Source organism: Nitrospira sp. ND1 (genome assembly GCF_900170025.1).
Classification (GTDB): Bacteria; Nitrospirota; Nitrospiria; order Nitrospirales; family Nitrospiraceae; genus Nitrospira_A.
Genome location: NZ_FWEX01000006.1, coordinates 1,430,129 through 1,453,966, shown reverse-complemented (window position 1 = coordinate 1,453,966; position 23,838 = coordinate 1,430,129). Strand labels below are relative to the sequence as shown.

26 protein-coding genes are annotated in these 23,838 nt (G+C 57.8%); 18 read left to right on the top strand and 8 right to left on the bottom strand.

Annotated elements, in window-relative coordinates:
* Position 1 precedes the first annotated feature (1 nt).
* Entirely contained in the window at positions 2–805 is an 804-nt protein-coding gene (gene dapB / locus NSND_RS11445) for a 4-hydroxy-tetrahydrodipicolinate reductase (RefSeq protein WP_080879134.1), read from the top strand.
* Positions 806–1,497: 692 nt separating this feature from the next.
* Complete coding sequence (locus NSND_RS11440) at positions 1,498–1,758, top strand: YHS domain-containing protein (protein WP_080879133.1); 261 nt, start codon at positions 1,498–1,500, stop codon at positions 1,756–1,758.
* On the opposite strand, the gene NSND_RS11435 is transcribed toward NSND_RS11440, so the two are convergent.
* Positions 1,755–2,057, bottom strand: coding sequence for a hypothetical protein (locus NSND_RS11435; protein WP_080879132.1), 303 nt, complete (start codon positions 2,055–2,057; stop codon positions 1,755–1,757). The two genes, NSND_RS11440 and NSND_RS11435, sit on opposite strands and share 4 nt — an antisense overlap.
* Before the next feature lie 198 nt (positions 2,058–2,255).
* Here NSND_RS11435 and fsa point away from each other — a divergent pair, with 198 nt between their 5' ends.
* Positions 2,256–2,903, top strand: a complete 648-nt coding sequence (fsa, locus tag NSND_RS11430; RefSeq protein ID WP_080879131.1) for a fructose-6-phosphate aldolase — start codon at positions 2,256–2,258, stop codon at positions 2,901–2,903.
* Between the two features lie 13 nt (positions 2,904–2,916).
* Here fsa and NSND_RS11425 read toward each other — a convergent pair whose 3' ends face one another.
* On the bottom strand, positions 2,917–3,615 hold the full coding sequence (locus tag NSND_RS11425) for a uracil-DNA glycosylase (RefSeq protein WP_080879130.1): 699 nt from the start codon (positions 3,613–3,615) through the stop codon (positions 2,917–2,919).
* A 94-nt stretch (positions 3,616–3,709) separates the two neighbouring features.
* On the opposite strand from NSND_RS11425, the gene NSND_RS11420 reads away from it, so the two are divergent.
* The 6 genes from NSND_RS11420 (at position 3,710) to NSND_RS11395 (ending at position 11,228) form a co-directional block, all read left to right on the top strand.
* Positions 3,710–4,789, top strand: a complete 1,080-nt coding sequence (locus NSND_RS11420) for a lytic transglycosylase domain-containing protein (RefSeq protein WP_159450758.1) — start codon at positions 3,710–3,712, stop codon at positions 4,787–4,789.
* Between the two features lie 5 nt (positions 4,790–4,794).
* Entirely contained in the window at positions 4,795–6,135 is a 1,341-nt protein-coding gene (locus NSND_RS11415) for a glycerate kinase type-2 family protein (RefSeq protein WP_080880864.1), read from the top strand.
* A gap of 15 nt (positions 6,136–6,150) precedes the next feature.
* Positions 6,151–8,781: a PEP/pyruvate-binding domain-containing protein gene (locus tag NSND_RS11410; protein WP_080879128.1), complete on the top strand. Its 2,631-nt coding sequence runs from the start codon at positions 6,151–6,153 to the stop codon at positions 8,779–8,781.
* A 95-nt stretch (positions 8,782–8,876) separates the two neighbouring features.
* Complete coding sequence (rmuC, locus tag NSND_RS11405) at positions 8,877–10,292, top strand: DNA recombination protein RmuC (protein WP_080879127.1); 1,416 nt, start codon at positions 8,877–8,879, stop codon at positions 10,290–10,292.
* Positions 10,289–10,717 carry a pyrophosphohydrolase domain-containing protein gene (locus NSND_RS11400; protein WP_080879126.1) on the top strand — a complete coding sequence of 143 codons (429 nt, stop codon included), beginning with the start codon at positions 10,289–10,291 and terminating at the stop codon, positions 10,715–10,717. Before rmuC ends, NSND_RS11400 begins: the two co-directional genes overlap by 4 nt.
* Before the next feature lies 1 nt (position 10,718).
* Positions 10,719–11,228, top strand: coding sequence for a PilZ domain-containing protein (locus NSND_RS11395; RefSeq protein ID WP_080879125.1), 510 nt, complete (start codon positions 10,719–10,721; stop codon positions 11,226–11,228).
* 85 nt (positions 11,229–11,313) lie between these two features.
* Here the strand turns inward: NSND_RS11395 and panC are convergent, their stop codons facing one another.
* The 3 genes from panC to NSND_RS11380 form a co-directional block, all read right to left on the bottom strand.
* Entirely contained in the window at positions 11,314–12,171 is an 858-nt protein-coding gene (gene panC / locus NSND_RS11390) for a pantoate--beta-alanine ligase (RefSeq protein WP_080879124.1), read from the bottom strand.
* Positions 12,168–12,731, bottom strand: coding sequence for a 2-amino-4-hydroxy-6-hydroxymethyldihydropteridine diphosphokinase (gene folK / locus NSND_RS11385; RefSeq protein ID WP_080879123.1), 564 nt, complete (start codon positions 12,729–12,731; stop codon positions 12,168–12,170). Before folK ends, panC begins: the two co-directional genes overlap by 4 nt.
* 87 nt (positions 12,732–12,818) lie before the next feature.
* On the bottom strand, positions 12,819–13,994 hold the full coding sequence (locus tag NSND_RS11380; protein WP_080879122.1) for an LL-diaminopimelate aminotransferase: 1,176 nt from the start codon (positions 13,992–13,994) through the stop codon (positions 12,819–12,821).
* Positions 13,995–14,263: 269 nt separating this feature from the next.
* On the opposite strand from NSND_RS11380, the gene NSND_RS11375 reads away from it, so the two are divergent.
* From NSND_RS11375 to NSND_RS11345, 7 genes are all read left to right on the top strand, one after another.
* The gene (locus NSND_RS11375; RefSeq protein WP_080879121.1) at positions 14,264–15,439 is read left to right on the top strand and encodes an acyltransferase family protein; all 1,176 of its coding nucleotides are present in this window, start codon (positions 14,264–14,266) and stop codon (positions 15,437–15,439) included.
* 169 nt (positions 15,440–15,608) lie between these two features.
* Positions 15,609–15,968 carry a DUF1499 domain-containing protein gene (locus NSND_RS11370; RefSeq protein ID WP_080879120.1) on the top strand — a complete coding sequence of 120 codons (360 nt, stop codon included), beginning with the start codon at positions 15,609–15,611 and terminating at the stop codon, positions 15,966–15,968.
* A 167-nt stretch (positions 15,969–16,135) separates the two neighbouring features.
* Positions 16,136–16,681, top strand: a complete 546-nt coding sequence (locus tag NSND_RS11365) for a hypothetical protein (protein ID WP_143833520.1) — start codon at positions 16,136–16,138, stop codon at positions 16,679–16,681.
* Between the two features lie 376 nt (positions 16,682–17,057).
* Entirely contained in the window at positions 17,058–17,915 is an 858-nt protein-coding gene (locus NSND_RS11360) for an ABC transporter permease (RefSeq protein WP_080879118.1), read from the top strand.
* On the top strand, positions 17,916–19,217 hold the full coding sequence (locus tag NSND_RS11355; protein WP_080879117.1) for an ABC transporter ATP-binding protein: 1,302 nt from the start codon (positions 17,916–17,918) through the stop codon (positions 19,215–19,217). It abuts the gene before it with no gap.
* A gap of 151 nt (positions 19,218–19,368) precedes the next feature.
* Positions 19,369–19,572, top strand: coding sequence for a hypothetical protein (locus NSND_RS11350; protein ID WP_080879116.1), 204 nt, complete (start codon positions 19,369–19,371; stop codon positions 19,570–19,572).
* A 129-nt stretch (positions 19,573–19,701) separates the two neighbouring features.
* A complete protein-coding gene (locus NSND_RS11345; RefSeq protein ID WP_143833519.1) occupies positions 19,702–20,520 on the top strand; it encodes a hypothetical protein in 819 nt (272 codons plus the stop codon).
* Positions 20,521–20,541: 21 nt separating this feature from the next.
* Here NSND_RS11345 and NSND_RS11340 read toward each other — a convergent pair whose 3' ends face one another.
* On the bottom strand, positions 20,542–21,228 hold the full coding sequence (locus NSND_RS11340; protein ID WP_013247112.1) for a class I SAM-dependent methyltransferase: 687 nt from the start codon (positions 21,226–21,228) through the stop codon (positions 20,542–20,544).
* Between the two features lie 254 nt (positions 21,229–21,482).
* Between NSND_RS11340 and NSND_RS11335 the strand changes: the two genes are divergently transcribed.
* Complete coding sequence (locus NSND_RS11335; protein WP_080879114.1) at positions 21,483–22,103, top strand: hypothetical protein; 621 nt, start codon at positions 21,483–21,485, stop codon at positions 22,101–22,103.
* A 134-nt stretch (positions 22,104–22,237) separates the two neighbouring features.
* On the opposite strand, the gene NSND_RS11330 is transcribed toward NSND_RS11335, so the two are convergent.
* Positions 22,238–22,594: a hypothetical protein gene (locus NSND_RS11330; RefSeq protein WP_080879113.1), complete on the bottom strand. Its 357-nt coding sequence runs from the start codon at positions 22,592–22,594 to the stop codon at positions 22,238–22,240.
* A 110-nt stretch (positions 22,595–22,704) separates the two neighbouring features.
* Between NSND_RS11330 and NSND_RS11325 the strand changes: the two genes are divergently transcribed.
* Positions 22,705–23,196, top strand: coding sequence for a hypothetical protein (locus tag NSND_RS11325; RefSeq protein ID WP_080879112.1), 492 nt, complete (start codon positions 22,705–22,707; stop codon positions 23,194–23,196).
* 16 nt (positions 23,197–23,212) lie between these two features.
* Here the strand turns inward: NSND_RS11325 and NSND_RS11320 are convergent, their stop codons facing one another.
* Entirely contained in the window at positions 23,213–23,821 is a 609-nt protein-coding gene (locus tag NSND_RS11320) for a histidine phosphatase family protein (protein ID WP_080879111.1), read from the bottom strand.
* Positions 23,822–23,838 lie beyond the last annotated feature (17 nt).

Genomic DNA, 23,838 nt, shown 5'->3' with positions numbered 1-23,838 from the left:
CATGATCAAGGTTGTTATTACTGGTGCTGCGGGACGGATGGGTTCTCGCCTCGTGTCCTTGGTAAAAGATTCTGCATTCTTGACCCTTGCAGGAGCTGTGGAGGGCAAGGGGCATCATGCTGTGGGGGAAGACTCCGGTGAAGTGGCTGGTTGTGGGCGAACAGGTGTGCCGATCGTCGACGATCTTTCCAGTTTGATGGAGCGTGGGGAGGTCGTGGTGGATTTTACAACGCCTGCGGCAACTCTTGGGCATTTGAAGATTGTGGCGCAGCACCGACGTGGCATTGTGGTTGGGACAACCGGGTTTTCATCGTCAGAGTTAGATGAGCTCCGAAGTGTGAGTAAGCAGATCCCTTGCGTGTTTTCCCCCAATATGAGTGTGGGGGTTAATGTGATTTACAAGGTGATCGCCGAAATGGCCAAGACCCTCGGGGAGGACTACGATATTGAAGTGATCGAAGCCCATCACCGCCTGAAGAAGGATGCACCGAGTGGTACTGCACTCAAAATGGCGGAGGTCTTGGCTCGCGCAGTCAATCGAGACCTTGGTCAAGTCGGCGTTTATGCGCGAAAAGGACTTATCGGTGAGCGGAAGAGGGGCGAAATCGGAATTCAGACCATTCGAGCCGGAGACATCGTCGGAGACCATACCGTGATATTTGGAACGATGGGCGAACGAATTGAGCTCACTCATCGTGCGAGTAGCCGGGACACATTTGCCAGAGGAGCCCTCCGTGCCGCCCGCTGGGTTGTGAAGCAGCCACCCGGTCTCTATGACATGCTGGATGTATTGAGCCTCAAGTAAAAAATCCCTCCGAGGCTACCTCTTTTTCATTCCAAGACGCCTGGAATGATTTTGTGCTCCTGATATGAGAATTCGTTTGTTGCTGGGATCACTGCGTGAATATGTAGAAACGTAAAATCTTGGGGATTGGATAGAAAAGCTGGGCGGACCTGGCAGTTAGCTCAACGCATTGGCTAGTAGGATAAAGTGGAGGATTGCTCTGCGATGAGAGGGGCATCAAGTCCAGAGTGGACAAAATGCCAGAGGAAGTTGGGGTAAACCAACTTCGGCTCAACGCATGTGAGCGTCCTGTGAAGGATTATTATTGCGACGGGTTAATGTCGTGACGTGATCGGTCTCGGTTCTGCGTCAGCTGCTTTTCGTCGGCCACAGTTGAGGCACGCAAGGACTGTGATCGCCAAGCCAGCATTCAGGTCAACCGCCCGTTCCGGCAACATTGTTCCGCGGCATTTGTCACATTTATGCATTCCTGGCTTATAACATTGCGCTGTAGGATAAACCATCCATCTGAAGTACTGTATAAGGATGGGAAAAGGCCCCTCATAGACACAAAAGCATCTGGGCCATTTGGTCCTAAGATTGCCCCTTACGGGATTGTTCCATGCTAGTAAGATGGCGGGGTAGGGTTCGTCGCTGTTTTCACGTCATGGACGATGGCCTAATATTTAGTGGCGCTGGCAGGATGCACTACCATGTATAGATTATTGCTGGTTTCCGGTTTGCTCGTGCTCCTCTACTACCTGCTTCGCAGGGCAATTAGAAAAATGAAAGAGGATGGCGGGGCGGTGAGCCTTCAAGAAGAGCAGGCGGCTGGAAATCAAATGATTCAAGACCCGGTGTGCCGTGTCTTCATCCCTCGTGGCAATGCGGTGAGAGAGGAGATTGGAGGGCAGACCTATTATTTCTGCAGTCGTAGTTGCGCCGATACATTTCAGAAGCAACTTTCTAGCTAGCAGCCGGAATAGCTAGAGTCAGAGACCATTTCGTCCTTATTAAAAAACAGGATCAACTGACATTCGTTTGCTTTAAAATTAAATAGCGGCGGTCCTGCCTTCCCCCCCGCAATTCGATTGTAGGTCCACTTCTCTCCACCGAAAAATCGGGACGTCTTGGCATCAGGAGCGCCCAATTCCTTTTCAATCCACGCACGATCTTTTCCTTGATAGCGAGTGAGAGAGGCATCTAGGTATGGATTGTGACTGCAGGCTCCGGACAGGAGGGCGATCGCTATAAGCCACGCGGATTTGCGCATACAGGTTGTCCTCCTGAATCAGGGGTGTGAAGCGCGACATTATTGTCTATTGCGGAGAAAATCTTAGCGTTCACCATTCTCATCTGTCAAACAAGTCTAGCACGGCAGCCCTGACTTATTGCCTTGGTATCGAGTTGCTTCTACAATAACTTGAGGAAAAGTGGGTTCGAATGCTCAGAGCGAGGAAAGGATCTTCAAATGCAAATCTATCTTGATACGGCCAATGTGAAAGAAATCCAAGAGGGTGCCAACCTGGGCCTCATCGACGGTGTGACAACTAATCCATCTCTTGTTGCCAAGGAAGGGCGCAGTTTCAAGGAGATGCTTCTCGAAATCTGTAAGATGGTCGATGGCCCGATCAGCGCAGAGGTGGTTGGTGTCGAATCCGAGGCCATGATCAAGGAAGGGCGAGATCTGGCCAAGGTTCACAAGAATATCGTGGTGAAGGTTCCCCTTATCCCGGAAGGTCTTCGGGCCACAAAGAAGCTTGCGGCAGAGGGGATTCGTGTGAATGTCACCTTGTGCTTCTCCCCGACGCAGGCCTTGCTGGCCGCGAAGGCGGGCGCGTGGTGTGTCTCGCCATTCATCGGTCGTCTCGACGACGTGAGTTCGGATGGAATGGCACTGATTCGCCAGATCGTCACGATTTATAAGAACTACGATTATAAAACGCAGGTCCTCGTCGCGAGCGTCCGGCATCCGCAGCACGTCGTCGAAGCAGCGTTGGCCGGGGGGCACATTTGTACGATGCCTTACGCCGTGTTTCAGCAGCTTGTGAAGCATCCGCTGACTGACAGTGGGCTGAAGAAGTTTCTGGCCGATTGGGATGCAATGGGAAAGAAATAGACTCTCGAAGCGGCTAATCGCGCAATGGTGCCTCGGCGAGTTTCTGCTGGGCCTTGAGAAAAATGCGATGGAACATTGGTCGAGTCAACTTGCCGGTGAACGTGTTTTGCTGGCTGGGATGGTATGAGCCGATCAAGGTCACGCCCCAAGGTAAGTCGTAGACGACTCCGTGTCCAAATTGAGGGCGTAGCCCGGGAGTTCCTAGCCCCAATTCACGGCTCGCCTTGAGATAGTGATCGAATGCAATCTTGCCCAAGGTGACGATCACACGCATTCGCTTCAATAGCCGTAGTTCGCGCAGGACAAATGGCCGGCAGGCCGTGAATTCATCCGGCGTCGGCTTGTTTGCCGGAGGCGCGCACCGAACGGTCGCGCCGATATAGCAGTCGGTGAGAGTGAGGCCGTCACCCGCATGTACGGATGTCGCCTGGTTGGCGAACCCGAACCGGTGCAACGCTTCATACAGCCAATCCCCACTACGGTCTCCGGTAAATACGCGTCCGGTTCGGTTCCCCCCATGTGCCGCGGGCGCGAGGCCCAAGATATAGAGCCTGGCGTTGGAATCTCCGAATCCAGGGACCGGCTTACCCCAATAGGACCACTCGCGGAATTGGCGTCGTTTATCCCTGGCAACAGCTTCTCGGTAGGCAACCAGTCGGGGACAGCACGTGCAGGCGACGATCTCGTTGTTGAGCATTGTCAGGGCGGACATAGGCGCGAAGTGTACCAAAACCAGGAGATGCTTGTCCCACGGCGAGCTTGTTGCTAGCATGAGCCATCAGTCGCGACGAAAGGATGACAGGGGCATGTGGAACAAAGAGCGGGGTGTTCAGGCATTTCTAGCGTGCGTCACAATGCTGTTCGGCCTGTCTTCCGCCATGCCGGTTTTATCGGCGGATTCGAGTTCTGCCGCGTTGACCGGCGCTAAGGCGGAGGAGGGCCGGAACGCCCAGGAGTCTGATCAGGTGCCGGTCGCGCCGCCGGGCGAGTCGGAGTTGGTGCCTGAGCTTGAAGATCGACTGGTCATCCTCCCCGAAATCAAACGGGAGGGAGAGCGCTTCTTCCTCAGCTCCTTCAAGTTGCCCGATAAGCTGACGTTCGCCGGGCAGGCGATTCCGTTGGATAACTGGCAGGTACGCGAGCGGATCGAGTACGAGTTCTATCAGTTCCTCGAGGATCAAGGTGAAAGTATCATTCTGGCGAAACGGACAGGTCGATGTTTTGCGCCGGCAGAAAAGCAGTTGGCTGAGGCCGGATTGCCGGATGACTTGAAATATATGTTATTGGTCGAGAGCAAGTGTATAGCGGCCGCCTATTCCCGGGCCAAGGCATCAGGTCCCTGGCAGTTCATTAATTCCACAGGGCGACGGTATAAGCTCCATAACGAACGCTGGCTGGATGAACGCCGCAATCTTGAAATGTCCACCGAAGCCGCCATCAAGTATCTACGGTATCTGCGGGATCTGTATCAGGGAGATTGGTTCCTGGCGATGGCGTCCTACAACGCCGGGGAAGACCGCGTGCGGAAATTGATCAAAGAACAGAAGATCAATGACTACTGGCGCATGCACGGCCCACGAGAGACCATGCGGTATGTGGCACGCATTATTGCGGCGAAAGAGATCTATTCCCAGCCGGAGAAGTATCTTGGTCTGACCAAGAAGGATCTCTACCCTCCCCTTGAAACAGAAACGGTGACGGTTACCATCAAAGAGCCGCAACGCCGCCTCACGGCGATCGCTGAGGAATACGGAACCTATTTTCTTGAATTGAAGATGCTGAACCCCGAATTCACGAAGGACTACTTGCCAAAGGGTACCTACCAGCTTAAGGTGCCGCGACAAACCTGTCCGAATCGCTGTTTCAAGCAAGAGAAGCTCCCGTAGTGCCCATGATACAAGTCGTAGTCTCGCAGCTCAGGGCACGAGCCCTCTTCACAACACTGTTTCGTGCGGGACTGCAGGCCGTCGACCCCTACGAGGCGGTGTGCCGTCAGGTCCGCTTCCGGCGCGGGCAACTCACTATCGGTTCGGAGCGCTATCCTCTTTCACAACATCAGCGACTTGTAGTGGTCGGGGCCGGGAAGGCGTCGGGTCGCATGGCTCAGGCGTTGGAGCGGCAGCTGGGGGCGAGGATCGACACCGGACTGGTCGTGGTGAAATACGGGCATGGTGCTCCGACGAAGAAAATTCGCATCCTGGAAGCCGGGCATCCGGTTCCGGACGAGGCGGGGCTCCAGGCCAGCCGTGCGATGATGGCATTAATCGGGACGCTGAAATCGGACGACCTGCTGATTGTCCTCTTGTCCGGCGGTGCCTCGAGTCTCCTTCCCTCCCCCGCTCCTGGGGTCACCCTCAAGGCCAAGCAGCTGACGACTAAGCTGCTGTTGCGGTCTGGAGCGACCATTCACGAAATGAATGCGGTTCGCAAGCACTTGTCTTGTGTAAAAGGCGGGCAGCTTGCCGCAGCGACCTCCGCGCGTGTGGCGAGTGTGATCCTCTCGGATGTGATCGGGAACGATCTTGGTACGATCGGGTCTGGTCCGACCGCTCCTGACCCCACAACATTTCGGGACGCTTGGAGAATTTTGGAGCGATACGAGGTTGCCCGGAAAGTTCCAGCTTCGGTGCGTCGACGCCTGGAGGCGGGCATGAAGAAGACCCTGCCCGAAACTCCCAAAGCCGGCGCCGTACTCTTTCGCCGTGTAGACAATCTGCTCATTGGAGACAATCAAGCGGCTGTCGATGCCGTCGTGAAGGCCGCGAAGGGGAAGCGGCTACAGACGCTTGTCCTTTCCACTACCGTTACGGGGGAAGCTCGCGAACTCGCCAAGTTTTTCGGTGCGATAGCTCGGGAGATTGCGACGCATGGTCGCCCTTTGGCTCGTCCCTGTTGTGTCATCGCCGGGGGAGAGCCTACGGTGACGATTCGAGGGCAGGGAAAGGGCGGTCGAGCCCAGGAGTTCGCCTTGGCGGCGGCATTGGAGATTGCCGGGTTGTCTGATGTGTGGGTGGCAGGTTTTGCGACTGACGGCACAGACGGACCGACTTCCGTCGCAGGCGCGGTGGTAGACGGGGAAACGACTGCGCGGGCCCGGCGCGCCAAGCTTGATCCGCCTGGTGCGCTTCAGGGCAACGATGCCTATCCGTTCTTCAAGAAACTCCGTAGTCATATTGTGACTGGCCCGACCGGGACCAATGTGAACGATCTTTACCTCCTCCTCGCACTCTAGCTAGTATCCCCCTCTATGGCTGATCCGTTCCTCCTCTCTCTGTATGAGAGCTGTGCTCCCTTTCTTGTCGGCGGCAAGGCTGCAGGCCTGGCGAAGGTACTCACTGCTGGCCTTCCTGTGCCGAAGGGGCTGTGTGTGACGACTGCAGTCTATCAACACGGCCTGGATCAGGCTGGTGTCGATGCGGTGGCACTCTGGACGAAGCTACCCCACTTGTCTGAAGGACAACGGGCACAGGAGCTGGCACGAATTCAGCGGCTCTTGCTGGAGCAGCCCTGGCCGACAGGATTCCCGGCCGACCTGGAAACACGACTGACAGGGCTGGCCGGGGATTCCTCGACACGCTGGGCCGTCCGGTCCTCCGCCACGAATGAAGATGCTGCGGATATGAGCGCTGCCGGTCTGTATCGCACGACCCTGGGCGTGCCCCTGGCGGCCGTGCTGCAATCTATCCGTGACTGTTGGATTTCGTTATGGGACGAGCGGGTGTTTCGGTATTTTCTTCGTTCCGGTGCCGACCGGCCTTGTCCCGCCATGGCAGTCGTCATTCAACCCATGCTGAGCGCACAGGCAGCAGGCGTCGCATACTCTATTCACCCCGTCACGGGTCGAACCTCTCAGGTGTCGATTGATGCCGTGCCAGGATTGGCTTCTTCCCTGGTCAATGGAGTGGTGACGCCGGATCAGTATGTGGTGGAGGTATACGATGACGATCATCGGCCGTTCCGCGTACGACGACGCATGCTTGCCTGGAAACGGAATAAGCTGACCGCCACCCCTGGAGGTGTGCGGGAAAAGTCGATTCCCGAACCGGAACAACGGCAGGCCTGCCTGACAGACAAGCAGCTGTTCGAGCTCGCACGGTTGTCGAAGCGCATTGAAGTCGCGTTTCGTCAACCGGTCGATCTCGAATGGGTGTTGGATGTGGAGCGACTCTGGATCGTGCAGGCCCGTCCGATTACCGCCGTTCGACCGTGGCCCTCTCTGACCAATGACGAATGTGAGTGGACGCGGGCTAATTTCAAAGAAACCTTGCCGGAATTGCCCAGCCCGTTAGGGCTGTCGTTTCTCGAGCGATTCATGGATGCCTACATCATCACCCCCTATCGCCGACTCGGTTGCACGGTCCCCGAAGGGCTCTCGTCGGTTCGTGTGTTCCATGGACGTCCCTATCTCAACGTGACTCTGTTTTACACCTTGGTCATGCAGCTTCATGGGAATCCGGCGTTCTTAACCGAACAGATGGGTGGTGAGCCCCTGATGTTTACCCCGTCGGTACGGCCTCTCGGGGCGCTCGCGCTTCTTCGTGCCGGAGTCGGTATGCTGCGGGAGTGGCGTAAGGCCGCGAAGCAGGGGCCGAAGAATTTTTCTGCCATGAAGGCCATGGCGCAACGCTACCGCTATGATCGCATCCAAAATCTGTCGGTGCAGGAATTGGCCGCAATTCTCGACAGCATAGGGCGGTGGCTCGACGATCATGAGGTGACCTTCGCAATCGCGGGTGGAGTGGCGCAGAGTCTTCAGGCTATGGGCACGGTGCTTCCGGGCTGGCTTGGTTCAGACTGGCGAGAGTTGCTCAATGGGGCATTGCAGGGACAGGGGACCGTCATCAGTGCCTCCCAAATTGTCCGGCTGGCTGAGCTTGTCGTAGCTGCACAGCAAGAAGAAACGGTTCGACACTGGTTTTTCTCGGAGGAGCGGGCGGCGTGTGGTTATCGGGACGCGATTCAGGGGACGGAGTTCCTGCGGCTGTTTGATCAGTACTTAGCCGAGTACGGGCATCGTGCAGTCGGAGAGTCCGATATCATGTCCCCACGAATTGCAGATCAGCCCGATGCCGTGTTGGCCCTGTTGCGGGCACAGGTGCGCGCCGGCGTGACGGCGCCACCCCAAGAAGTTCTTTCCCGCCAGGCTCAGCGACGCGAACAGGCGCTCAGTGAGATCGCCCGGCGATTCGGGTGGCGACGCCATCGTTGGCTCGTGTTCCGTTGGTGGTATCGGAGGCTCAGTCGCTTCTGTGCCTTGCGAGAGGAGAATCGCCATCACCTGATGTATTACTCCACAGCAGCCCGCCATCTGTTGCTTCGGCTCGGTGAGCGGATGGTGGAACGTGGAAGCTTCGCCGTGCGGGAAGATGTGTTTTATCTCACGCTGGATGAACGCATCGCACTGACTGATGGCGCAAGTCGTGATTGGCAGAGCCTCGTGCGTCGGCGCCGCGAGGAACGGCTTCAGTATGAGGCCCTGCAGGTGCCCGACACGATTCGGGATTGGGAGGCGGTCGTCGAGCAGGGGGCGCAGTCAAGCGATCAGGGGCAGGGAGGCGTGTTACGGGGTATTGCCATCAGTGCCGGGGTTGCCAAAGGACCGGTCCGACTTGTTCGGTCGACCGCGGATTGGCCACGGGTGCGGGCGGGAGACATCCTCGTTGTTCCGGTGATCGATCCCGGTATGGCCCCTTTATTCGGAATGGCGGCCGGTCTCATCGCCGAAATGGGAGGGACGCTCTCGCACGGGGCGATCATCGCTCGTGAATACGGCCTTCCGGTCCTGGTCAATGTGCCCTATGCCACCAGTCTATTGCGCGAAAATGAACAGGTCGAAATCGCAAGTTCCACAGGCCGCATCAGTCGATTGGTCTCTTGACGTTTCTCCTGGATTCTCGTACCCTCTACGCGATTTCCCTACAACAGTTAGGTGAATGGATTTCCAGTCAGTCGGTGCATTCGTAGGGAAGCGCCATGATCGACCTCACTTCCCCAACGTTTTTGGTCGGCACCGCCGTTGGTCTCGCCGTGGGCGTTCTGGTGGCCGGATGGTGGGTGACCGTTCGTGTCCAATCACGCCACCATGCCCGGTTGCTTGAGAGCGGAGAGCGCGCGCAGCGCGCCGATGCTGTGGCGGCTTCGCTGCAGCAGCGAGTGGATGATCAGCAGTCGGAGATGGGGCAGTTGCGCGACGCGCTCGCCGAGTCGCAGCAGGGCCGGACCAAAGCCGAAACCCGCATAGAAGAGGTCGCCCGCAGTTTGGAGGACCAGAAGGCGCTGCTGGCGCAGGCACGGCAAGAACTCCACGACTCATTCGAGGCCCTGTCTGGCCAGGCACTGAAGCAGAACAATGAGGCGTTTTTAGACCTCGCGCGCACGTCGTTTGCCACCTTGCAGGCAGAGGCCAAAGGCGAGTTGTCGCAGCGGCAGCAAGCCATCGGCGAACTGGTCAAGCCCTTGGAGGAATCGCTCCAGCGATATCAAGAACAGCTGCAGCAGGCTGAACAGGTTCGGCAGCGGGAATATGGAGGACTCGACCAGCAGTTGAGATTCATGGCTGAATCGCACCAGCGGCTCCAACAGGAAACCGGCAATCTGGTGAAGGCCTTGCGGGCTCCGTCCGTGCGTGGGCGATGGGGTGAGATGACGCTGCGTCGCGTCGCTGAACTTGCGGGGATGGTGGCCCATTGCGACTTTGTGGAGCAGGATACGATCGGGTCCTTGGAAGGGCTCATTCGTCCGGACATGGTCGTGTACCTGCCGGGGGGCAGGCAGATCGTGGTGGATGCCAAAACGGTCTTAGCCGCCTACCTCGATGCCTATGAGGCGGAGGATGACCGGCAGCGTCAAGCGCATCTGCTCCGCCATGCCGGTCAGGTGCGGGCCAGGATGGACGCGCTCAGTCTCAAGGCCTACTGGACGCAGTTCGGACAGACGCCTGAATTCGTCGTCCTTTTTCTGCCGGGGGAGCAGTTTCTCGGTGCGGCGTTGGAGCAGGATCCGACGCTGATCGAAGACGGGTTTGCGCAAGGGGTCGTGCTTGCGACGCCGACGACGCTGATGGCGCTCTTGCGCGCCGTGGCCTATGGCTGGAAACAGGAACGGTTGAACGAACATGCCGAGCAGGCGGGACGACTGGGGAAGGAATTGTACGAACGGATGGCCGTCTTGACCGATCATCTGAACGAGATTGGCCAAGCGCTTGGCAAAAGCGTGGGTGCATATAATAAGGCAGTCGGATCTTTGGAATCGCGGGTGCTGCCGGCGGCTAGAAAATTCAAAGACCTCGGGATATCATCTGATAAAGACATTGCGTTGCTGGAAGCCTCCGGCATCGAACCAAGGACGGGAGTTGCGTTTGCGGCAGAGAGTAGAGGGACGTTAGGATGATGGATCCGCAGGCGATGGTGGAAGAGTTTCACCGCAAGTTCGATATAGCCGTCAGCGACCGGCCTTCTCTTCCGGAAGAAGCGACCCGACAGCTTCGGGTGCGGCTGATTCAAGAAGAGTTCGAAGAGCTGCAGGAGGCCATGGTCGCCCAGGATCTCCCCGGGGTGGCGAAGGAGCTGGCCGATCTGTTGTATGTGGTCTATGGCACAGCCGTGTCCTATGGATTGGATATGGATCCGGTGTTTCGTGAGGTGCATCGGTCGAATTTGAGCAAAGTGGGTGGCTACAAGCGAGCCGATGGCAAGTGGGTAAAACCGCCGACCTATTCTCCGGCCCAGGTGGAACCGCTGCTTGCGGCGCAATCCTCCGGGAGTTTGGCGGGCCGATCGCAAGTGGACACAAGAATGCAGGAGTCAGAGTCGTAGCATGAAAGAACTGTATTGTCCGGCGTGCGGCACGCCCTGTGTCAGAGTGACATCCGGGACGAATTTGATGGAGAAGACACTGAACCGCTTGTCCATCTTTCAAGTTCGTTGCCAGCTCTGCACGGCTCGCTTTCAGGCCCGCCGGCCGGGTAACCGGCAGACCTCCCAAGAGTTTGATCGGCGTGAGTACCGCCGGCTGCGGGCGAACTTTTCCGCGTCGCTGATCCTGGACCAGCCGGCAGTCGGGGGGGTGATCACCGATATCTCAATGGGCGGCTGTACGTTGCAAGCATCCTCCTCGCTCCCGCGGGGTACGTTCGTGAAACTGATCGTGCATGCTCCTGCCGGACAGCCCGATATCAAAGTCGACGCCGCTATGATTTGCTCCATCCAGCCGCTGTCGATCGGGGTGAAGTTCCTGGAGTTTGAACCTGATGACAAGCAGCGTATGGGTCAGCTGGTCCTCGAACTCCTCGCGCATCAACAAGCGCCTCCCCGCGTCAGCGCATAACAACCACACGGTTCAACTTCGTGGCATTCGCCTGACTCCCGCCTCCTTCCGGCGTCGGGTCGCGATTGCGCGTGAAGCTTCGATGTTAGGGCTTGCGGCGGAATGACGTCAGCACATTGTCAAGGAGGCGTACCGTCCCGATGCGGATGGCCCCGAGTAGGACAGCCTGGCGCTTGAGCAGAGAAAGCGGCTCGAGAGTCGCAGGATCACAAACTGCAAGGTACTCCACAGTTGCGAGCGGCTCTGTCGCGACCACGCGCAGCATGTGGCGCCGGATACGCGTTCCATTCCGTTCTCCGGCACGAATCGCCGCTACGCCGGCCTGGAGTGCGCGAGAGAGCACAGGCGCCGCCTGCCGCTCTGAACTCGACAGGTAGACATTGCGTGAACTGAGCGCCAGCCCGTCGGCCTCCCGCACGATCGGATGGACAATGGGAAGCCCGGGCAAGTTGAGATCCTTCACGAGTTGTTGCACCAGGGCGGCTTGCTGATAGTCTTTTTGTCCGAACCACGTCTTGTCGGGCCGGACCAGGGACAGCAACTTAGTGACGACTGTCGCCACGCCTTGAAAATGGTGCGGTCGCGCTTCCCCTTCCCAGCGCCGGGCTATCCCCGGGACAGTCACAACCGTTTGAGCGCCGGTCGGATACATCGTCCTGACGGTGGGGGCAAAAATGACATCCACACCTTCCTTTCGGCACAGTGCTTGATCACGTCGAAGCTGGCGTGGATATTTCGAAAGGTCTTCCGTCGGCCCGAATTGTGTCGGGTTCACAAAGATGCTCACCACAACAGCGTCGCAGGCCAGTCGGGCGGCACGGATCAAGGCGCGGTGCCCTTCGTGTAAGGCTCCCATCGTCGGCACGAACCCGATCGTGATGCCTTCTCGATGGAGTCGGCGGCTCCAGTCGGCCATGGCCGGCGTCGCGCGAATGATCTTCACGCTTGTGGCCCTGCTGTTGGGGGTGCGCTGCAGGTTGGACGTGATCCATAGCGGGAGTTCGGTTGGGGCTCGAGCAGGCGAACGATCGATGGATCAGTGAGTTGCGATAAGAGATCGCGCAGGTTTTGTCCGAGCACCGGATGTCGTCGCTCGGGATCGAGTTCGACCAACGGGGTGAGCACAAATCGTCGTTGATGCAGGCGGGGATGCGGGACGGTCAGGGCCGGCTCGGCGAGAATGCAGTCATCATACAACAGTACGTCGAGATCCAGGGTGCGAGGCCCCTTGCGGTTGTCTTGATCGCGCCCTAGCGCCCGCTCGATCTCACGGCAGATTTCCAGCAGACTCTTCGGGGCGATGTTCGTTTCGATCTGTACCACACCGTTGAGGAACCAGGAGGGGCCGGGGGCGGCCCCATCCTCGAGCGGTTCGGTTTCGTAGAGCGATGACACCGCCTCCAGCCGTGAATGTGGGAGCAGGCCGAGCAGTGTCACGGCCCGATCACAAAAGTCGATCCGGTTTCCCAGGTTAGAGCCGAAACCGATGAATGCTGTGGCCATCGTGGTCCTGACAGGGCTCAATGGCACATGAGGATATTCGTATCGGGCCCCTCTTCTTAGAATGGAAGAGGGGCCGTCACGCTTGCCTTAGAATCCGGCTTTCTTGATTCGTTCGACTGCTTCCGCCAGTCGTTCCTTCGTCGTGCACACCGTCATGCGAATGTAGCCTTCGCCCGGGGCACCGAACCCGTTCCCAGGTGTCGTGACGATACCGGCCTTCTCCAGGAGATGGGCTGTGAAAGAGGCGGAGGTATAACCTTTGGGAACCGTCACCCAGATGTAGAAGGCCGCTGGAGGCGGATCGACTTCCAGGCCGAGCTTCTTCAACCCGGGCACGAGGGTATCGCGCCGTTCCTGATAAATCTTTCGCAGTCCATCGGTGACCGAATGGTCCAACCCGAGCGCGGTGATTCCCGCTGCTTGCACAGCCTCGAATACGCCTGAGTCCAACTGGCTTTTCACGCGGCCCAGTCCGGCCAACACGCCTTTGTTCCCGACGGCGAATCCGATCCGCCAGCCGGTCATGTTATAGGTCTTGGAAAGCGAGTGGAATTCCACACCGACATCCTTCGCCCCGTCCACTTCGAGAAAACTCGCGGGACGTTTGCCGTCGTAGTAAATCTCCGAGTAGGCGGCATCGTGGCAGACGATCACCTGATTCTCCTGGGCAAATTCCACCACGCGCTTGAAGTAGTCCTTGCTCATGATGACCGAGGTGGGATTATTGGGTGAATTCAGCCACATCAGCTTCGCTTTCTTCGCCACCTCTTTCGGGATGGCGTTGAGGTCGGGCAGGAAGCCGTTGGCCTTTGTCAACGGCATGGTGTGGGAGACGCCGCCGCAAAAGGTTGTTCCCACCGGATAGACCGGATACCCGGGGCTGGGGACGAGGACGATGTCTCCGGGATCGATAAACGCCAGATGGACGTGGCCGATGCCTTCCTTCGATCCGATCAGGGTCAGCACCTCATCCGCGGGATCGAGCGCCACATTGAAGCGTCGCTTGTACCAATCCGCGACGGCCGTACGAAACGAAAACATGCCTTCATACGAGGGATATTGATGATGTTTCGGGTTTTTGGCGGCTTGGGCCAGGCTCTCGATGATCGGCGTGGGCGTGGGGAGATCGGGATCACCGATACCGAGGTTGATGATATCGACTCCCCGAGCGAGGGCCTCCTGTTTCATCTTGTCGATGGCTGCGAACAAATAGGGAGGCAACGTCTTGATGCGGGTTGCGACTTCGATCGGGAAACCGGCCATACGCGGGAACTCCTTTGTTGACCTGAGCGCCAGCGCTCAGCTGTGTGCAATCGGTGAGCGGCTGTCAGCCGTCAACCCTGGATCAGTCAGGGGCTAGGGTACCGCAGGATCAGTCCGGCAATCAACGGAGCGCTACGGGAAGAGGCGTGATGTCCGGTTGGTGGGTGGGCGAGGGGCTGGGAGCCGGACTTCCGTACGCGTAAGACATGCACCGGTCAGGTTGCGGGAAAGCTTAGACAAATGCGAGCTCCTATGGTCTCATCCAAGACATGGATGCTACCAGCCTGTGGCCTGCTGTTGCCGCGCTCTTGCTTGCAGTGGGTACTGCCACACTTCTTCCGGACATCGGCCATCTTCGTGCCACATCGGCAGCCCGATATTCGTGTATAGATGGACTCCGGGGATATCTGGCGTTCGCGGTGTTTCTCAGCCATTCTTCCATCTGGTATTTCTATCTGCGCTCCGGCACGTGGGATGTCCCTCCGTCTAATTTTTACACGCACTTGGGACAGAGCAGCGTGACCCTCTTTTTCATGATTACCGCCTTTCTCTTTTGGTCCAAGCTACTCGATGGGCGAGTGCAACCGGTCGATTGGTCGCGACTGTACCTTTCCCGGGTATTTCGATTGGTGCCGCTGTATCTATTGGTAGTGATCGGTGTGGTGAGTATCGCGCTCTATCGTGCCGGATTTCGATTGCAGGAGTCGATGGCCTCCTTTGCGCTGCACATGGCGAGCTGGCTCACATTTACGATTCCTGGGATTACCCCTGTCAATGGTTTTGCCGAAACGATTCCCTTGGCCGGCGCCGTGTGGTCTCTGCCGTATGAATGGTTATTTTATGCATGCCTTCCCCTCGGCTCATGGTGCCTTCGCGCGGCGACGCCGACCTCATGGCTGCTGTTCAGTGCCGCGGCAGTTGTGACGCTTACGACGGTGATGCCGGACGTTCGGGGCCCTGTGTTGTATGCGTTCGGTGGAGGGATCGCGGCTGCGAGCCTGGCGCGTGTTGATGCCATACGTACGAGGCTCGCCCATCGAGTCTGGGGGTTGGTCGTGGTCGCTTGTCTTGGGATAACTATGTGGCTCTTTCCGACGGCTTATACATTTCCCGCGTTGATGCTACTGACCGGCGCGTTCACGATTATCGCCTGTGGGAACTCAATCTACGGCATTCTTGAATGGCCGACGTCTGTCCTGTTGAGCGAAATGGGGTACAGTCTGTACCTACTGCATAGCCTGTTGTTGTTTGCCGCCTATCGGTTGGTACTTGGCGAATGGGCGTCAACTCTCTCGGCCGCTGAACATTGGTCCATTGTGCTAGGCCTCGTGCCCGTTCTCATTCTGCTGTGTTTTGCCACGTTTCGCCTGATCGAACAACCGACGATGGCTGCCGTACCCCGGTGTCATGCCTGGTTGGTTGCTCACCTCAACTCAAGCCCATAGGCAGGAGCTTGCCAGACCTCTGGTACAGCGGTTGACAGGAGAGGGGCCTCTCATTACAGTTCAATAATCAGGTGTTAAGCCTCGTTGGGATATTGGGGGTAGTGTATCTGGTCAGCTGTCTCCGGCTTGGAGCCCGTGCCCGTAGGTACTATATATTGTTGATAACGCAATGATCAGATCACTCCAGCCCTGCCCATCCAGTCCGAATTGTGTGTCGACTCAGGCATCCGATCAAGGCCATGGAATCGTGCCGTATCGATACCAGAAAAATCTGGCAGGGGCCAAAGAGACGCTCAAAACCATTGTGGCCAATCTACCCCGTGCGAAACTCGTTGAAGAGGACGAGGCCTACCTCCATTACGAATTTAGGAGCCTGCTGCTTCGATTCGTGGACGATGTCGAATTCGTGTTTGATGATGAAACGAAGACGATCCATTTTCGGTCGGCCTCCCGAACCGGCTATAGTGATCTTGGCGTCAATCGACGGCGGATGGAGGAGATTCGAGTGGTCGTCGAAGGCAGGTTGTAGTGCAAAGCATGACACTGAAGAATAGGATACAAGAGTTTCCGGATTGACGCCGCAGTTGGTGGCGGGTACCATCGGGACACGGAGTGATTGGGGGTTGAATTGGACCTCCCAAGCCGTCACTATGGAACTCGATCAAGCCAAAGTGGTCGGAGCCTGGATCGTTGGACATGAATATTCGAAATAGAGTCATGATGAAGCAGGCTTCCCGCCTTGCGTTGATCCTTTTTCTTGGGTTGTCGAGCGCCTGTGTCTCCGTGCAGGTGGATCCCTTGACCAGCAAGGCGTTCGAGCCTCGACCTGGAAGCGAGGACGTGACGACGTTACAGCGCGAGCCCAATCATGGACACGTGCAGATCGCCCGCATCATTGCGACCAGTGAGTATGCCAGCGAAGACACGTTGCGTGATCGGATTCTCGCCCGGGCGAAAGAGTTGGGGGCCGATGCTGTTGTCCTTGGAGATGCGGACGTGCGGCGCCTCGCAGATCGAGGCCCAACATTCCAATCGACCATGGGCACGGCGGTACCGGGAGCGACGTCGGGTAATTCGTATCGCAGCGGCTATTGGAATCCGTTTCGAATGGATGCGTGGAGTTTCACGCAGGGAGCCGGTGGTGGGCAGGGCTGGATGCTCCACATGTCCGGGTTAGCGATTCGGTATGTCTCTGCCGACGAACTGCGTGCCGCTCCAAAACCTGTCCCTCCTGCACCGTAGCCGATCGTTTCTATTACACGTGACTGCTCCCAACCCTGTATCCTTCCTCATCCAGAGTCATTTGGTATAGTTGATTCTTCAAGGTATTGCCTGGCAATTGAGGTGATGGAGTTTTCCTGGTGGGCGTCCTGCAATTTCCGCCTGCTCGACGTGGGGCCGGGATTCGGCGATCCATGCAGTGCTGGGGCCCCAAAGGGGCATAACAGTTCGAATTTCTTGACCAAAGCGGAAAATTTTGACATAAACGATTACAGTCGGTTCGAGTTAGAACCAAGTGTAATGTGGCTGTGAGGCCCTCTTGTTTTTGAGGCGCGGGGGCCAGTCTTTCGATACGGTTGCCGTCGGTGTGAGGATCATGAGGAGTGACGAAATTGCCATGTCCGCGTTGACTGTCGACCAGAGGCCATCGTCGACCTTACCGCACGTGCGTATCCAGCCTGCCCGCGGCCTATTGGATTTGGATTTGGCCGCGCTCTGGCAGTATCGCGAGCTGATTTATATTCTTGTCTGGCGTGATGTGACCGTGCGGTACAAGCAAACCCTGCTGGGAGTCGCCTGGTCGATGTTTCAGCCGGTCGCGACCATGCTCATTTTTACGGTTGTATTCAGTGTCATGGGGAAAATTCCATCCGACGGATTTCCCTACCCGGTGTTCCTCTACGCAGGCCTGCTGCCGTGGTTCTATGTGTCTCAGGCGTTGAGCAGGGGAGGAACCAGTTTAGTGGGAGAAGCCCCGCTCATCAGCAAAGTGTATTTCCCACGCCTGATTCTGCCCCTTTCGGCCACCATCGCGCCCCTGGTCGATCTGGTCTTGGCATTTGTCGCGTTTCTCGGCCTCATGGCTTGGTTTGGAATCATCCCGACCTGGCGGATTCTGTCCCTGCCGTTGTTCGCCGCGCTGGCCGCCACGATTACGCTGGCCGCCGGGCTCTGGATCTCCGCGCTGTACGTGAAGTACCGGGATGTCGGGCATATCCTACCGATGTTCATCCAGCTGTGGATGTTCGTGTCGCCCATCCTCTACCCCGTGAGCAAGGTGCCGGAGTCCTGGCGAGCGCTCTATGCGCTGAATCCGGTCGTGAGTGTGGTCGAGGGATTTCGCTGGGCACTCATTCCCGGGTTTCAGGTCGATTTTATGATGTTCTTACCAAGTCTGGGTGTGGTGTTCGTCGTCTTTGTCGGCGGACTCATCTATTTCCGTTCGATGGAACGAACGTTTGCGGACGTGATTTGAATGAGCGATATTGCCATCAAAGCAGACAGCCTGTCGAAGCACTACCGGCTCGGAGCCGCAAGCCATCAGCATAATACCCTTCGGGATCATCTGATGCATCGCCTCCGAGGCCTGACGCGATGGGGTGGTGTTCCACCGGAGTCGAACCCTTCGTTCTGGGCGCTGAAGGATGTCTCGTTTGAGGTTAAGCGAGGTGAAGTGCTGGGAATCGTCGGGCACAACGGCGCGGGGAAGAGCACCTTGCTCAAGATCCTTTCCAGGATCACTCAGCCGACGACGGGAACGGCGGATATTTACGGGCGTGTCAGCTCGTTGCTTGAAGTGGGTACGGGGTTTCATTCCGAGTTGAGCGGTCGCGAGAACATTTACCTGAACGCCGCGATGCTAGGCATGCGACGAGGGGAAGTGCGGCGAAAGTTCGATGAAATTGTGGCGTTCTCGGGTGTGGAAGCGTTCATCGATACACCGGTCAAGCGGTATTCGAGCGGGATGTACGTGCGGCTGGCGTTCGCAGTCGCCGCACACCTCGAGCCTGAGATTCTGATCGTGGACGAGGTGCTGGCCGTCGGCGACGCCAGTTTCCAGCAGAAGTGCCTGGGAAAAATGGAAGAAGTGAGCCGAAGCGGGCGGACGGTGCTGATCGTCAGCCACAACATGACCGTGATCGAAGGGTTGTGTGAACGCGCGATTCTTCTCGAGAAGGGGCGTGTCGCTAAGATCGGCAACACGCACGAGGTCGTTGAGGGCTATGCCGATGCCATTCGGGGTCTGGCGGGGACGGCGATCGAAGCGCGTCATGACCGGGAAGGACTCGGCGAGATCCTGCTCACCAGGATCGAAGTGATGGATACTCAGAGGCATCCTGTCGCAGCGGCGATCACCGGGCGAGATGTGGTGATTCGTATGTACTACCGTTGTGCGGCGGGAAAAGAATTTTTGAATTGCCGCGTCAGCATTTCCGTGAATGGACGGAAGGCGCAAGACCTGTTCGTTTTATCCACCGACATCGTCGATCCGAAACCCTTGACCTTGCGTGGTGAAGGGTATGTCGATTTCATTTTGCCTGAGTTGCCGCTCACCGGTGGCGCGTATTTCTTCCAATCCTATATCGAGTCGAACGGCCATGCCCAGGACTGGATCAAGAATGTGGCGCCCTTTTCCGTGCTGGACGCCGACTACTATGGCACAGGCAAGCTGTGCCCGCCGGGATGGGAGGCTAACGGCGTTCTTGTTCGCTATCGCTGGGAGGCAGGAGAGACACGTTCGACCAACGCATTGCCGATCCGCGCCCGCGCGAGTTGATCGTCTCACGCTCCCGGTGTATTCATCCAATTCGGTTGATCCCCCTCCGCTCACCTTCTCTGTCGATAAATCAGTAATCACTCCGTAATGGACCGAGAGTGCGTTACGATTTGCCATCTACTGCCGGATGGCGATCGACTGAGGCGTACGCATGGGTTCCGGGTTTGAGGATGGACAGCAGGCTCAGCTAGAGCTGGCTGGATTGAGGCGGTCGCTGAAATGGACGAATATCCAACGGGAACAATTGTTGGATCGTCTCGATCTGCTGCGCCTCGACAATCAGCGTCTCCAGGAACGTGTGGATGAGTTAGAGCGTCAGTTGGCCGAGTTCAAGCAGCAACAGGCTCTTTTCTAGCGATCGCTCGTCGTCGTCTCCCTCCTTGTGTTCTCTGCTTCACGCGCTCATCGACGGTCCCGGCATGATAAGGTGGAAAGAGTGCGGCGCTCGGATAACGCCACCTTGGGGAAAGGCCGTGGGATATTCATGACCCATTCGATCAAGACGGTGGATGATCTGCGTTGGTTCCTGTCGCGCACGGCGGGGTTTCGCGGCGGGCACATTACCGATGTGCATCTGTCCAAGCGCCGGATCTTCGACGAAGCCTCAGGTCGCGAGGTGATGGCTGGGAGTATGGCGACGGTGGTCGTGCGGTATCACACGCAGGGCATTCTACGGGTCGCCAAACTTACCATGCTGGGCGTCATCGATCTTTCCCTCTTTGAGCAGGACGACAGCGACTGCTCTTCTCTGGGGGTGATTCAGGTGGAGATGAGCGAGGGGAAATTACGCTTCTGGTTCGATCCCGACGGGAATCTTTATGTAGTCTGCGAAGAAGCAACGCTGGAAGAAGTCTCGTTGCCGGCTAGTGAATCGGACATGGGAGGCGAGATTGCGCAATGGACGTTTCAGGCCGATTCCGGTGAGGCCCCCACAGTGGAATGGCTGCTTGCCCGGCTGGATCAGGCGGGTGTGCCCTGTATCTGGAAGGCAGCGACGCGTCGGCAAGGTCGGCACAGTCTGATGTGTTGGGAGGGAGAGTTAGCGATGGCTGCCGACATGGCGGCCGGTGCTGCAGCGGCGCTCCGCGTGGAGGCGTATGGGCCCCTAGATGGAGCCGGATTCGGACTCCGCCTGCAGGCACGTGACGCTGCCGGTCGCTTGGGTGGTCGACTTCTGAGCCTGGTGACCGACCTGGTCACGCAACGGTATCGCGGGACGTGCCTTGTAGGGCAGACGTTTCTCTCACACGAGGAATGGGTGAAGTGGAACTCATTCAGACCCACACATCAGGCCAGCGGATGAGGTGGAGACTAAATCAGCCTGTTAGCTGTGATGTCCGTGCCTTCCGTTCCCATTCACGCTCCCGTGTCCATTCACGCTGCCGTTCTTGGCACCCTTCTGGTTGACACATTCCACCAAGTGCCAGAACTTCATCGGGTTGACTTTTTCTTTACGGGCGACGTGGAGGTTGGTCCCTTCGAGCACGGTGTTCAACGAGAGGTCGGTTCGGAAGCCGATATGCTTGCAGAGGGGAGAAATCACTTTTTCCACGGCAGCAATCAGTTTGTTGCCGTTGCTGAAGTGGTTCAGCATGATGATGCGTCCGCCTGGCTTGCAGACGCGAATCATTTCGTTCACGACTTTGCGGTAATCCGGTACGGCAGTCACGACATAGGCTGCCATCACGGTATCGAAGCTGTCGTCGGCGAAGTCCATTTTCCCGGCGTCCATCAACATCAGTCGCACATGGTCAAGATGATAGTGCGACTGGCGCTGTCTGGCCTTCGCCAGCATCCCTGAGGAGAGATCGATGCCGATGATTTCGCAATTCTTCGGGTAGTACTCCAGGGCGATTCCGGTTCCCACGCCGACTTCCAAAATTTTCTCTTCTGGTCGGATTCTAAGATTGCGCACGCACGCTTCGCGCGATTCGTGGAAGATTTTTCCGAAAATATGATCGTAGACGCCGGAATAACTGGTGTACACTCGCTCGACTTTGGCGATATCCATCGTCCCTCCGCAAAATCACGCCTCTCCGCCCGCACACTCTGCAGTGCAGAAGCGACGGCGATGAGAAGTGTGGCGTGGAAAAATCTATGAAGGCGGGACCGCAATCCGGATGACTCGTCCTCACCCGCCGGACAAGAACGGGCTTAATGTAGCCAAAGCACTCATGGGGAGTCAACTGGTTCCTCGGGTTTTTGAGTGCTCCTGTATACCGTCCGGGCTTGATTCTCCGTGAACCCCTATGGGAAGTTTCCGCTATGATCTTGGCCGGTGCGTTTGCCATCGTGTTGTTTGTCGGGTTGATCGTCGGTGACTGGATGTACTTTGCCCGTCTCTCGTCCGACGCCAGTCGGTACGGGTACGGGATCGGGCGGGTGCAGGACCGGTTCGCTGCGCTGACCATTCCCCAACTGCTGCGCACCTTCGATCAGAACGGCTTCTTGAGTCTGCCCCACGGCGTCGCACGGGTCTTTCCGGAGGCAAACCGGATGGTCATCAGGCCGACCCATCGCCTCTTTTCCCTGCGGTTCAGAACGGCCTGGCCGCTGAAGGGCTCCATCGAATGGGCGCCGGAACCGGAGGGCCTGAAGCTGGTGTGCACGAAGCGGGTGCCCTGGTCCTCTTCGATTCTCACGTTTCTGTGGTTCAGTCTGGTGGGGCTCGGGACGCTCGGGTTCGTGATTACCTATCTGCTGCAGGGCGGGCTCGACTCACTGGGGAGTGTCCTGCTGGGCATCGGCGTTACCGGGGTGGGAATGATCGTGGTCGCATTCGGCCTGCTGACGATTACGGTGGCCTATCGCATCGAAAATACGAGGCTGATGCAGGTCTATACGGAGCTGCGCGACGTGGCGTTGAAGAGTGAAGGGGCGGCCTAGCCCGCATTATTCATGATGGTTCGTCGCGAGATTGCGGAGTCGCGATGCGAGACGAGCGGCGTGCCCGCCCGCCGATAGGCCTGTCGCAGCTGCGAATCCGCGATTGCAGCAGAAGCGCTCATGAATAATGCGGGCTAGCTGGTCGGACGATAGAGGTTGAGCAGGGGCTCGAATTCAGGCGGCAGGTCCAGTGCCGCTCCGGATCGTGCCAGGCCGGCGATGATCCCGCGATGCTTCGCGCTCAGGCCGGATTCGACGAAGGCCTGCCGGAAGCACGTCCATCGCAAGGACGAGTCCGTGGATACCTGTTGGAGTTCTTCTGGCGACAACGTTTTGAGTCTCGCGGTCAGGGCTCCCAGGGCTTTCTCGACCGTGTCGTAGGGCGCGGCCAGCTTGAGCGTGCTGTAGAATATGTGGAGATGCTCCCGGAATTCGTCCCGGAGCGATTCCACCGAGCCTGTTCCCTGCCGGTGGTCCTTCTGTGTGCCCATGTCGGTCTCCTGTGCGGTGCCCTGTTCAAAGGAAGCTTACGGGAGGAACGACGTGCGGCGCAACGCGTTTTCGTGCGAGGCATTCATTTTTCTTATGTATGGAGGCTGTAATGCGTTATCGATCCTTGGTTGTCCTCATCGCCGTGCTTGTGACCGGATTGACCGGTTGTTCATCCCATCACCACGGGAGTTATGGACATGGGAAGGGCGACTATTATTGGAGCAAGGCTTCTCAGGATGTGAACGGCTTGGTTGAAAAGCATGTCAAAAATCCGGAGACCGCGAAGCAGGTCAATACGGTGATGGGAGAGATGATCACGGAGATCAAGTCGGCACGGGAGCAGCATCGCCAGTCTCATCGCGCGCTCTACGAGCTGAACGCCAACTATGCGGCGACGCCGGAGGAGTTTACGAAAATTCTGGACGAGTTGAACAACAACCGGATGCGTTCGTCCGCACGGATGCTCAGCCTTCGGTTCAAGATGAAGTCCTTGCTGACAGCCGAGGAATGGTCGGCATTGTCGGAGGAATTGAAACGGTATGGCAGCCGGTACTACGGCAAGGGCGCAGAAGCTGCGGCCCCTGCTGCCGCCCAACCCTAGAAGGTAGGGTGGTCGACTACAGAAGCGTTTCTAAGCCGGGGCGATGGTTGAGGAACAGCAGCTGGGCTGCGGTGCCTGTCAGGTCCAACCCGCTGACCGCCACGTGATCGATGCGAGCCTGGCGGATGATCGCCAGGTCGAGCTGCAGGTAGTGCGCGAGAATCGCCCGAATGACATCCCCGTGGGACACGATCACGACGGGGCTGTCGTGGGCGGGCGCGAGGGCTTGTTCCACTGCCGCCACCGCCCGCTGTTGCACCTCGCGCAGCGTTTCTCCGCCGGAAGGCCGGGCCCGGTCCGGGTGGGTGTACCACTCCCGCTTGGCCGGGTCGTCGGCGAATTCATGCCAATAGCGATTGATCCAATTCCCCACGCCGATCTCACTCAGCCCGGGAACCTGATGTAGCGGGATCTCCTGTGGCCCACGTAGAATCTCGGCGGTCTGCGCGGCCCGCAGGACCGGGCTGGTGTAGATGGCCGCGATCGGGGTGCGAGACAGGATGCCGGCGCAGGTGCGGGCCTGTTCTTCGCCGGTCCGGTTGAGGGGAATCGGTTGATCGCCCATCACCCGGCCGGATCGATTCCACTCCGTTTCTCCATGTCTGATGAGCAGGACGATCGGCATCGGGAGATCTCGCCAAT